The organism is Microbacterium sp. CPCC 204701 (genome assembly GCF_004010105.1).
In the GTDB taxonomy this organism is placed as follows: Bacteria; Actinomycetota; Actinomycetes; order Actinomycetales; family Microbacteriaceae; genus Microbacterium.
Window position 1 is genome coordinate 1 of the sequence record NZ_RRYE01000066.1, and the last position, 11,251, is coordinate 11,251.

General features: G+C 69.8%; 11 protein-coding genes and 1 pseudogene. 2 read left to right on the forward strand and 10 right to left on the reverse strand.

Translation table 11 applies throughout. The features are described from left to right. Together EIO58_RS06470 and EIO58_RS06475 are read right to left on the reverse strand one after the other, a co-directional pair. On the reverse strand, positions 1 to 1,297 hold a 1,297-nt coding region (locus EIO58_RS06470), incomplete at its 3' end, for an alpha-hydroxy acid oxidase (protein WP_240658610.1). 17 nt (positions 1,298 to 1,314) lie between these two features. Beyond that, the gene (locus tag EIO58_RS06475) at positions 1,315 to 2,055 is read right to left on the reverse strand and encodes a FadR/GntR family transcriptional regulator (RefSeq protein WP_240658611.1); all 741 of its coding nucleotides are present in this window, start codon (positions 2,053 to 2,055) and stop codon (positions 1,315 to 1,317) included. Between the two features lie 131 nt (positions 2,056 to 2,186). Between EIO58_RS06475 and EIO58_RS06480 the strand changes: the two genes are divergently transcribed. Beyond that, entirely contained in the window at positions 2,187 to 3,020 is an 834-nt protein-coding gene (locus tag EIO58_RS06480; RefSeq protein ID WP_127818830.1) for a DUF1295 domain-containing protein, read from the forward strand. Positions 3,021 to 3,029: 9 nt separating this feature from the next. On the opposite strand, the gene EIO58_RS06485 is transcribed toward EIO58_RS06480, so the two are convergent. From EIO58_RS06485 to EIO58_RS06505, 5 genes are all read right to left on the reverse strand, one after another. Next, positions 3,030 to 3,677: a thymidine kinase gene (locus tag EIO58_RS06485; protein ID WP_127818831.1), complete on the reverse strand. Its 648-nt coding sequence runs from the start codon at positions 3,675 to 3,677 to the stop codon at positions 3,030 to 3,032. Between the two features lie 55 nt (positions 3,678 to 3,732). After that, entirely contained in the window at positions 3,733 to 4,170 is a 438-nt protein-coding gene (locus EIO58_RS06490) for a pyrimidine dimer DNA glycosylase/endonuclease V (protein ID WP_127818832.1), read from the reverse strand. Positions 4,171 to 4,193: 23 nt separating this feature from the next. Continuing rightward, a complete protein-coding gene (locus EIO58_RS06495; RefSeq protein WP_274543194.1) occupies positions 4,194 to 5,693 on the reverse strand; it encodes a malate:quinone oxidoreductase in 1,500 nt (499 codons plus the stop codon). A 169-nt stretch (positions 5,694 to 5,862) separates the two neighbouring features. Further along, positions 5,863 to 6,933: an aspartate-semialdehyde dehydrogenase gene (locus EIO58_RS06500; protein WP_127818834.1), complete on the reverse strand. Its 1,071-nt coding sequence runs from the start codon at positions 6,931 to 6,933 to the stop codon at positions 5,863 to 5,865. 291 nt (positions 6,934 to 7,224) lie between these two features. Continuing rightward, entirely contained in the window at positions 7,225 to 8,511 is a 1,287-nt protein-coding gene (locus EIO58_RS06505) for an aspartate kinase (protein ID WP_127818835.1), read from the reverse strand. A gap of 142 nt (positions 8,512 to 8,653) precedes the next feature. Here EIO58_RS06505 and EIO58_RS06510 point away from each other — a divergent pair, with 142 nt between their 5' ends. Next, positions 8,654 to 9,142: a hypothetical protein gene (locus EIO58_RS06510; protein WP_127818836.1), complete on the forward strand. Its 489-nt coding sequence runs from the start codon at positions 8,654 to 8,656 to the stop codon at positions 9,140 to 9,142. Between the two features lie 117 nt (positions 9,143 to 9,259). On the opposite strand, the gene EIO58_RS06515 is transcribed toward EIO58_RS06510, so the two are convergent. The 3 genes and pseudogenes from EIO58_RS06515 to EIO58_RS19280 form a co-directional block, all read right to left on the reverse strand. Further along, a complete protein-coding gene (locus EIO58_RS06515; RefSeq protein ID WP_127818837.1) occupies positions 9,260 to 10,222 on the reverse strand; it encodes a DMT family transporter in 963 nt (320 codons plus the stop codon). Then, complete coding sequence (recR, locus tag EIO58_RS06520) at positions 10,219 to 10,812, reverse strand: recombination mediator RecR (protein ID WP_127818838.1); 594 nt, start codon at positions 10,810 to 10,812, stop codon at positions 10,219 to 10,221. The genes EIO58_RS06515 and recR overlap by 4 nt, the downstream gene beginning before the upstream one ends. A 3-nt stretch (positions 10,813 to 10,815) precedes the next feature. Then, a pseudogene (locus EIO58_RS19280) lies at positions 10,816 to 11,251 on the reverse strand (DNA polymerase III subunit gamma and tau); the annotation flags it as partial.

Sequence of the window (11,251 nt, forward strand, 5' to 3'; positions counted from 1 at the left end):
GGGCCGCCGCACCCGACGCCACGCGCACGCGGGGTGCTCCGCCGCCGACCGCGTCGGCGGGAGCCCCGGCGAGCGGCATGAGGCGCGTGAGCTGCGTCACGTGCTTCGGCTCGAGCTCGGCGATGGTCGAGACGCCCAGGAGCTTCATCGTGCGCTCGATCTCGCTGCGCAGGATCTCGATCGTGCGGCCGACGCCCTCGCGGCCGCCGGCCATCAGTCCGTAGAGGTAGGCCCGGCCGATCAGCGTGAACTTCGCCCCGAGCGCGATCGAGGCGACGATGTCGGCACCGTTCATGATGCCGGTGTCGATCATGATCGTGGCGTCCTTGCCGACCTCGCGCACGACCTCCGGGAGAAGGCGGAACGGGATCGGCGCGCGGTCGAGCTGACGCCCGCCGTGGTTCGACAGGATGATGCCGTCGACGCCGGCGTCGATGAGACGCTTCGAGTCCTCGACGTTCTGCACGCCCTTCACGACGATCTTCCCCGGCCAGAGGTCGCGGATGATCGCGAGGTCGTCGTAGCTGATCGTGGGATCCATCGCGGCGTTGAGCAGCTCGCCGACGGTCCCGCCGGTGGTCGACAGCGACGCGAACTCGAGCTTGGGGGTCGTCAGGAAGTCGTACCACCACCACGGGCGGGGAATGGCGTTGATGATCGTGCCGAGCGTCAGCTGCGGCGGGATCGAGAAGCCGTTGCGCTTGTCGCGCAGGCGCGCGCCCGCGACCGGGGTGTCGACGGTGAACTGCAGCGTGTCGAACCCCGCCTCGGCGGCGCGGCGGGCGAGGCCGTACGAGATCTCGCGGTCGCGCATGACGTACAGCTGGAACCAATTGCGCCCGTGCGGGTTGGCTCTCCTGACGTCCTCGATTGACGTCGTGCCGAGGGTCGAGAGCGTGAACGGGATGCCCGCGGCACCGGCCGCGGCGGCACCGGCGCTCTCACCCTCGGTCTGCATGAGTCGCGTGAAGCCGGTCGGCGCGATGCCGAAGGGCATCGAGCTCGGGCCGCCCAGGATCTCGGTCGACAGGTCGGCGCTCTCGGCCGGACGCAGGATGCTGGGGTGGAACTCGACATCCTCGAACGCCTGACGGGCGCGCGTCAGCGACAGCTCGCCCTCCGCGGCGCCGTCGGTGTAGTCGAACGCGGCCTTGGGCGTACGCCGCTTCGCGATCGTGCGGAGGTCGTAGATGGTGAGCGCGGCCTCGAGGCGGCGCTTCCTCGCGTTCAGCTCGGGCTTCTTGAACTGCATGAGCTCGAGCAGCTCGGACGGCTTGGGCAGCTGACGGGTGACCATAAGGTCCCTCTCGGTCTTCAGTCGGCGGAGCGGGCGAGGCCCGCCTGGGCGTAATAGCCGGTGATGTGGTCGTGGACGAGTGTGCGCGCGAGGTCGGGGTCGCCGCCCTCCACCGCATCGAGGATCGCGTGGTGCTCGCGGCGCAGGCGCGCGGCTGTGGCATCCCAATCCCGGATCTGGGACGCGCCCTGCCGCACGTACGATTCGATGGCGGTCCGCAGGCCCGCCATCATCGCGGCGATGACCACGTTGCCCGACGCCTCGGCGAGGGCGAGATGCAGTTGGGCGTCGAGGGCGAGGAACTCGGCCGGGGTGAGGTCGTCGGCGTCCATCGCGTCGACCACGGCACGGGCCGCTTCGGTGGAGCGCGCAGGGTCCGCGGCGAGGGCGTGGACGACCGCGGACTCGAGCACGAGACGGGTCGAGACGACATCGTCGAGCGGGAAGCCCTGAGCGGCGACCTGCAGGCGCAGGAGCGCCGACATGCCGCCCTGGGGAGTCGCGATGATGATCGCGCCGGAGGTGGGGCCCGAGCCCGTCCCCGTGCGGATCAGCCCCATCACCTCGAGCACGCGCAGCGCCTCGCGCACGCTCGACCGCCCCACGCCGAGGGTTGTCGCCAGCTCCCGTTCGGGCGGCAGACGGTCGCCCGGCTGGAGCGTGCCGTCGAGCAGATCGGTCTCGATGCGCTCGAGCACGACCTGCCACGCGCGCGCGGCGGGCGCCTCGATTGGCGCCGTCGTCGGAGTGGATGCCACGTGTCTCCTCGTCGTGTCGTGGTCGGACCACAATAGCCTGTGGTCCGACCACACTCAAGCACGTGACGTCGGCGACGTCGTCGTCGTCGTCGTCGTCGAGCAGCGTCGCCCGCGGGCGCTACTCTGGCGGCATGGACCCCCTGCTGCTCGTCCTCATCGTCGCGGGCGCCGCGAGCGCCTTCTGCTGGATCACCTCGCTCGTCACGAACGAGACGTCCTGGGTCGACCGGCTGTGGTCGATCGTCCCGGTCGTCTACGTCTGGATCTTCGCCGTCGCCGCGCTCGTCGCGGGCGCCGATGCGACCAGGCTCGTGGTGATGGCGCTGCTCGTCACCGCGTGGGGCGCGCGCCTGACCTTCAACTTCGCGCGCAAAGGCGGCTACACCGGTATGGAGGACTACCGCTGGGCGATCCTCCGCGCCCGCATGAAGCGGTGGCAGTTCCAGGTCTTCAACCTCCTCTTCATCGTCCTGTTCCAGAACGCGCTGCTCGTGCTCATCTCGCTTCCGGCATACATCGCGTGGCAGTATCCGGTGCCGTTCAACGGGTGGGATGCCGCATTCGCGGTGCTGTTCGCCGCGTTCCTGGTCGGCGAGACCGTGGCCGACCAGCAGCAGTGGGACTTTCACCGGGCCAAGAAGGCGGCCGGCGGCACCCTCGAGCCGGGCTTCCTCACGACGGGGCTCTTCGCCTACAGCCGCCACCCCAACTTCTTCTTCGAGCAGGCGCAATGGTGGGCGTTCTACGCGATCGGCGCCGTCGCGCTCGTCGCCCACGGCGGCGGCTGGCTGAACTGGACGATCGTCGGCGCCGCACTGCTCACGGTGCTCTTCATCGGCTCGACGATCTTCACCGAGTCGATCACGGCCTCGAAGTACCCCGCGTACGCCGACTATCAGCGCACCACCTCGATGCTCGTGCCGCTTCCCCGCCGCCGGCGCGCGAAGGCGCCTGAGACGGCGTGACGCCCGGCGTCAGCTCAATCGCCCGCGCGACGCGCGCAGGTAGTCCTCGGCGCACAGCGATTCGTACGTGACACGGTCCGCGCTGAGCTCGTCGATCGCCACCTGATCGCCGTCGAACACGAACCGCCCGCCGACGAGGCGCGCGTTGAAGAGCGCCTTGCGACCGCACCGGCAGATCGTCTTGAGCTCTTCGAGGCTGTGCGAGACCTCGAGCAGGCGGGCCGAGCCGGGGAAGGCGTGAGTCTGGAAGTCGGTCCGGATGCCGTACGCCAGCACCGGCACGCCGTCGAGCACGACGATCCGCAGCAGATCGTCGACCTGCTCCCGCGTGAGGAACTGCGCCTCGTCGATGAGCAGGCACGCGACGTCGACCTCGTGCTCCTCGGATTCGGGCACGAGGGTTGCCGCGGCATCCCGCTTCACCCGATCGCGATGCTCGGCGAACAGCGCGCGCACGTCGTCGTCGGGACCGACGAGGAAGTCGACGGTGCGCTTGACGCCGAGGCGGCTGTCGATCTGATCGGCGCCCTTGGTGTCGATCACGGGCTTCGCCAGCAGCACATGCTGCCCGCGCTCCTCGTAGTTGTATGCGGCCTGGAGCAGAGAGGTCGACTTGCCGGAGTTCATCGCGCCGAATCGGAAGTAGAGCTTGGCCACGGATCGAGCGTAGTCGAGCCCGGATGCCGGGAGTCAGCGCCCCCACGCCGCCGCCCTAGGGCTCGCTAACGCCTCGCTCCCACGGCTCGACGCCACCCGGCACCTCGATGAGGCTCGGCGATGGCGCCGCGACTGCGGGCAGCCGCGGCAGCCATGGCGGATCGCGGACGACGACCTTGCGACGCAGATGCTCCAGCTCGAACTCGAGCTGGCCGGTCGTGACCGGGATGCCGGGGTTCGCGGCATCCGGTCGCAGCACGCGCGTGCCGTCGAAGACATAGCCTCGCGCGCCTGCCTCGGCACCCAGCGACATCAGGAAATGCCCGATGGCGTCGAGCGGGTCGACGCTCGCGCGGAAGCGCTCGAGCTGCGGGTGGCGCGCGTAGCCCCGCGTCGTGCCGGTGAGCACGCGCTGGGCCAGCAGTCCCTCCCGCCAGCAGGCCACCAGGGCCATCCTGTCGAGGATCGACGGATGCAGCGACCACAGCCTCATGGCGTTCCCGGGTGTGCTCCGGGCTACGCGGTGAGCGCGAGCGTCTTGGCGGTCTCGGTGACGGTCTGCTCGGCGATCTCCGGTCGCGGGTTCAGCGTCTCGCCGTAGCTGGGGATCAGCTCGCGCAGGCGCGGCTCCCACGCCTGGATGCGGTCCGGGAAGCACGTCTTCATGAGGCCGAGCATGATGGAGGCGGCCGTCGAGGCACCCGGCGAGGCGCCCAGGAGCCCCGCGATCGTGCCGTCGGCGCCGGTGACCACCTCGGTGCCGAACTGCAGGATGCCGCCCTTCTCGGGGTCCTTCTTCATCACCTGAGCGCGCTGGCCGGCCTGGATGATCTCCCAGTCCTCGTCCTTCGCCGTCGGCATGAAGACGCGGAGGCTGTCGACCTTCTTCCCGTGGTTCTTCAGCAGCTCGCCGACGAGGTAGGTGATGAGGCTCGGGTTGTCCCACGCAACCTTCAGCATCGGGCCGAGGTTGCTCGGGCGCACCTGGCCGACGATGTCGAACCACGAGCCGGTCTTGAGGAACTTGGGGCTGAACGTCGCGAACGGGCCGAACAGCAGCGACGCCTCGCCGTCGACGACACGGGTGTCGAGGTGGGGCACCGACATGGGCGGCGCGCCGACCGACGCCTGCGAGTACACCTTCGCCTTGTGCTGAGCGACGATCGCGGGGTTCGTGGTCTTGAGGAACTGCCCGCCGATGGGGAAGACGCCGTAGCCCTTGATCTCGGGGATGCCTGACCGCTGCAGCAGCTTGAGCGCCCAGCCACCGGCCCCCACGAACACGAACTTCGCGCGGATCTCGCCCGGCGTGCGGCCGATCGTGCGACGGTACTTCACGCGCCACGTGCCGTCGGTGAGGCGCGTGAGGCGCCGGACCTCGGTGTTGGTGCGCACGTCGGCGCCGTTCTCGGCGAGGTGCGCGAACATCTGGCGCGTGAGCGCACCGAAGTCGACGTCGGTGCCGGCGGGCACACGCGTGGCCGCGAACGGCTCGCCCTTGCGGCGCTTCTGCATCAGCAGCGGCGCCCACTGGTTGATGACGCGCGAGTCCTCGCTGTACTGGATGCCGGCGAACAGCGGCTGGTCCTTGAGCGCCTCATAGCGCTTCTTGAGGTACGCGACGTCCTTCTCGCCTCGTACGAACGTCATGTGCGGCGTCGAGTTGATGAACGTCGACGGCTCGTCGATCACGCCTTCCTCCACGAGCGAAGACCACAGCTGGCGGCTCTGCTGGAACTGCTCGTTGATCGAGACGGCCTTCGCGGGATCGACCGAGCCGTCCTTGCCCTCGGGCATGTAGTTCAGCTCGCACAGCGCGGCGTGGCCCGTGCCGGCGTTGTTCCACGCGTTCGAGCTCTCGAGCGCGACGTCGCTCAGCCGCTCGAAGACCGCGATCTTCAGATCGGGCTGCACCTCCTGCAGCAGCGTGCCGAGCGTCGCGCTCATGATCCCGCCGCCGATCAGCAGCACATCGACAGTGCCTCCCGGAAGGGTGCTGTCGTCCGGATCGGGCAGGCTCGCGTCGGGCGTTTCGGTCACCACATGATTCTATTCGCGCCCGGAGGCGCCCCCGGCCAGGGGCGTCTCAGCGAGCCGAAAGTCCTGCGCTTCTTGCGACGACGGCAAGCGATCGGATGCCTCGGCCCGAGGCATCCGTCATCCCCATGCCGAAGCCGGCGGAAGGTCAGGCGTTCACACCGAGGTTGGCGGCGACGACCTCGGCGATCTGCACCGCGTTGAGCGCCGCGCCCTTGCGCAGGTTGTCGTTCGAGATGAAGAGCACGAGGCCCTTACCCTCGGGCGCCGACTGGTCGGCACGGATCCGGCCGACGTAGCTCGGGTCGTTGCCGGCCGCCTGCAGGGGCGTCGGCACCTCCTCGAGTGAGACGCCCGGAGCGGACGCGAGCAGGTCGCGCGCACGCTCGGGGGTGATGTCGCGGGCGAACTCGGCGTTGATCGAGAGCGAGTGCCCGGTGAAGACCGGAACGCGCACGCACGTGCCCGCGACGCGGAGGGCGGGGAGCTCCAGGATCTTGCGGCTCTCGTTGCGGAGCTTCTTCTCCTCGTCGGTCTCGTTGAGGCCGTCGTCGACGAGGTTGCCCGCGAACGGGATGACGTCGAACGCGATCGGCGCGACGTACTTCTCGGGCTCGGGGAAGTCGACCGCCGAGCCGTCGTGGACGAGGTCGAGCGTGCGCCCCTGCGCGAGCACGCCCTCGACCTGCCCGAGCAGCTCCTGCGCGCCGGCGAGGCCTGAACCCGACACCGCCTGGTACGTCGAGACGATGAGCCTCTCGAGGCCCGCCTCGGCGTCGAGCACCTTGAGCACCGGCATGGCCGCCATGGTGGTGCAGTTCGGGTTCGCGATGATGCCCTTCTCGGCCTCGGCGATCGCGTGCGGGTTGACTTCGCTCACGACGAGCGGCACGTCGGGGTCCATGCGCCAGGCACTGGAGTTGTCGATGACGACCGCACCAGCCTCGGCGAAGCGCGGGGCGTGGGCGCGGCTGCCGGTGGCGCCGGCCGAGAACAGGGCGATGTCGATGCCCGACGGGTCGGCGGTCGCGACATCCTCGATCAGGATGTCGTGACCGGCGAACTCGACCGACGAGCCGGCCGAGCGTGCGGTGGCGAACAGCCGCAGCTGACGGATCGGGAAGTTGCGCTCCGCGAGAATCTCGCGCATGACCGTCCCGACCTGGCCGGTCGCGCCGACGACGGCGACGGAGAGTCCTGAATCGGAGATGCGGGTCATGGTGTTTCCTCAGCGTGGAGCGAACGCGCGGGCACCGTCGGACGCGCGGGATTGCCCGATTCTACCGCCGGGCCAGAGGCGGCCGGGCCGCGTTACGCGCGCGCGGCAGACGGATCCGCAGCTCGTGGGATTCGCCGAACGTGTCGTCGACGGACTCGACCGGTCCCTCGTGGCGGACGGAGAGCCACTCCCCCGGCGGGACGAGGACGGTGATGGATGGCTCGTCGAATCGGGCGGCGACGGGATGCCGACGACCGCCGACAGCGGAATCCGCGACGTGTCCGCGGGGGCTCAGCGGCCGGTGCCGGCGTACACGGTCGCGTCGGCCTCGCCGTCGAGGCCGTACGCGGTGTGGACGACGCGCGCGGCCTCGGTAAGGTCGTCGCCCCGCACGACCACCGAGATGCGGATCTCGGAGGTCGAGATCATCTCGATGTTGATCCCGGCGATCGAAAGCGCCTCGAACAGGGTCGCCGAGACGCCGGAGTGCGTGCGCATGCCGGCGCCGACGACCGAGAGCTTGCCGATCTGGTCGTCGTGAACGAGGTTCTCGAACCCGACTTCGGTCTGCTCGGCTGCGAGCGCCTTGAGCGCGGTCGCGGCGTCGGTCTTGGGGAGGGTGAATGAGATGTCGGTGCGGCCCGTCGCCGCCGCCGACACGTTCTGCACGATCATGTCGACGTTGGCGCCGGATTTCGCGACGACCTTGAAGATCTCGGCGGCCTTGCCCGGCACGTCGGGCACGCCGATGATCGTGATCTTGGCCTGACCGAGGTCGGTGGCGACTCCGGCGACGATGGGCTCTTCCATCTCTTCTCCCTCGTGGCCGTCGGGAATCCTCATCCCGGGGCCGAGCACGTAGGTTCCCACGCCCGAGCTGAACGTGGAACGGGCGTGGATGAGCACGCCGTGGCGGCGCGCGTACTCGACGGCGCGGATGTACAGCACCTTCGCGCCGTTCGCGGCGAGCTCGAGCATCTCTTCTGCCGAGACGACCCGGAGCTTGCGGGCCCTCGGGACGACGCGCGGATCGGCGGTGAAGATGCCGTCGACGTCGCTGTAGATCTCGCACACGTCGGCGTCGAGTGCCGCGGCGAGCGCGACCGCGGTCGTGTCGGAGCCGCCGCGGCCGAGCGTCGTGATGTCACGCGTGTCGCGGTTGAAGCCCTGGAAGCCCGCGACGATGACGATCGCTCCCTCGTCGAGCGCCTCTCGCAGACGCACCGGCGTGACGTCGACGATGCGCGCCGAGCCGTGGTCGGCGGTCGTGATCATGCCTGCCTGGCTGCCGGTGAACGAGCGGGCCTCGAAGCCCATCGAGTGGATGGCCATCGCGAGCAGCGCCATCGAGATCCGCTCGCCGCTGGAGAGCAGCATGTCGAGCTCTCGAGGCGCCGGGATCGGCGCGACCTCCGCCGCGAGATCGAGGAGCTCGTCGGTCGTGTCGCCCATCGCGCTGACGGCGACGACGACGTCGTGGCCGGCGCGGCGCGTGTCGACGACGCGCTTCGCGACCCGCTTGATGCTCTCGGCATCCGCGACCGACGATCCGCCGTACTTCTGGACGATCAGCGCCACGATGAAAACTCCACGCGTGTTTCGAGGGGCGGAAACGGATGCCACGCCCGAACGTCAATCTTACGGACGCGTCCGTGAGCCCCCGGCCATGTGACGCGGCGGCGCACTCGCGGCGGCCTGCGGTCACCGCTAGCATCCGAGCATGGAGCTGGTCGACGCGTGGTCGGAGTTCAACGTCGCGATGGTCGGCGCGACGGCCGCCCTGGCGGGCCTCGTGATCGTCGCCGCGAGCGTGAACATCGGCGACATCATCAAGGAGGCCTCGCTCACCGCCCGGCTCGCCGCGGGAATCGCGGGCCTCGTTCTCGCGCTCGCCGGCTCGGCGATCGGGCTCATTCCGGACCTCGGACGCCCGGCGTACGGCATCGCGATGATCCTGCTCGCGCTCGGGGCCGGCGCGTTCCAGGTGCAGGCTTCACGACACATCTTCCAGAACCGGCATCCGCAGAATCGCCTTCGCTGGGGCAAGGCTGCGGTGGGATTCATCGCACCGCTGGCATACCTCGTGGGTGGCTGGCTGCTGGCCGCCGGTGAGGGCCAGGGGCTGGTCTGGTTCGCCGTGGGGTCGATCACCGCAATCGTGGCAGCCCTGCTGGTCTCGTGGATCGTGCTCGTCGAGGTGCTGCGCTGAGGCGATCCGTCGAACCGGGGCTGCGGACCCCCGTCGTGCGCCTCAGATCCGATGCGCCACGACAGGAACTGCAGCACACGGGAGGCTGCCGACGCGGCGCCGCCCGGCTTCGCAGGGTCAGCTCGGCGCGACCGGAGGTAGTTCTGACGCCGGCTCGGCCTTGTGCTCTTCGCGCGCGGGCTCGGGCTTGATCGCGCGGAGCCGGCCGCCCGTCGCGGCGAGCCAGCAGCCGAGGATGACGAGCGGGAATCCGACCAGCAGCCCGGGCGTGAGCGGCTCGGCGAGGATGATCGTGCCGAGCACGATCGCCACCACAGGGTTCACATACGTGAACAGCGGCGCGCGCACCGGACCGACGCGGGCGATCAGCGCGAAGAACGCGATGAAGGCGACCGCGGTGCACAGCACGCCGAGTGCGACGAGCGAGAGCGTGCTCTCGATCGAGGGCACCTGACCCTGGGTGAGGACCGCGATCGGCGTGTAGAAGATCCCGACTGCGAACAGCGCAAGCGTGATGGTGCCGAGCGCGGGCACGTCGCGCAGCTTGGTGGCGATGACGAAGGGGGCGATCGCGTAGAGGGCGGCCACGAGGAGCACCTCACCGACGGCCACGAGACCGCCGCCGCCCTCGACGGCGAGACCGGGACCGGCCACGATCACGAAGACCCCCGCGAAGCCGACGAGGAGTCCGATGAGTCGCGCGGGACTGAGCATCGAGCGGTCGCCGCCGCCGAACGCGATGAGCGCCGCGAAGAGCGGGACGGTCGCCACGAGAAGCCCCGTGAGTCCTGAGGGCAGCGTCTGCTCGGCGTGGCCGAGCAGGAGGAAGGGCCCCGCCATCTCGATCGCGCCGAACGCCAGCACCCAGCCGATCTTCGAGAACGCCGGTCGCAGAGCCTTCTGCCTGAGGGCGAACGGCAGCAGCAGCAGTCCGCCGAGCAGCGTGCGCCCCGCCACCACGGCTGCCGGCGAATACGTCTCGACCGCGATGCTGATGAACAGGTACGGAACGCCCCACAGCAGTGCCATCGCGCCGAAGAGCAGCCAGGCACGCGTGTCGAAGCGCTGAACGGCTGTCACACCGACCTCCGCCCCTCGAACGCCCTCCCGAGGGTGACCTCGTCGGCGTACTCCAGGTCGCCGCCCACGGGCAGCCCGGACGCCAGGCGGGTGACGCGGATCTCGAGCGTGTGCAGCAGGCGGCTGAGGTAGGTCGCCGTCGCCTCGCCCTCGAGGTTCGGGTTCGTCGCGAGGATGACCTCTTGCACCGTGCCGTCAGCCAGTCGCTGCATGAGCTGTGCGATGCGCAGGTCGTCGGGTCCGACCCCGGCGATGGGACTGATCGCGCCGCCCAGCACGTGGTAGAGCCCGCGGAACTCGCGCGTGCGCTCGATCGCCGCGACGTCCTTGGCGTCTTCGACGACGCAGATCAGCGTCGGGTTGCGGCGGGGATCGCGGCAGATCGAGCAGCGATCCTGCTCCGAGACGTTGCCGCACACCTCGCAGAAGCGCACCCTCTCGCGCACGACGCTCAGCAGTTCGGCGAGATGCGACACGTCGAAGTTCGGGGTCTGGAGGATGTGGAACGCGATGCGCTGCGCAGACTTGGGGCCGATGCCGGGAAGTCGGCCGAACTCGTCGATGAGGTCTTGGACGATGCCGTCGTACATGGGCTAGCTGAACCTCGTGGGCGGCTCGTAGGGCTCTTCGCGGACGAAGGTCGCGCCCAGCACCTGGCGGATGACCGCCTCGCCGTACCGCTGCACGCCGTCGTTGCGCGTCGTGACCCTGGGCACGAGCGGCGGTGCGACGGTGGGAGGCACCGGCGCGTCGGCCGTGTCGAGAGCGTCCGTGGCGTCCTCGGTGTCATCGTTCGCGTCGCTCTCGATCGACGGTGCGACGTCTTCCCGGGGCAGGATGTCGCCCTCGCGCGGCGGAGCGAGCGTCGCGGTGCGCGTGCGTGTGCCGGCGACGGCGTCTTCGGGCTCGTCATCGACGGCGAACTGCGCCGACACGTCGACCGGGATCGCGGCGGGACCCGGGTCGGGAGGCGGAGCGTCGGCGTCAGACGGGATCGGCGCGACGGCCCAGTCGGTGACGGGCGCGGCC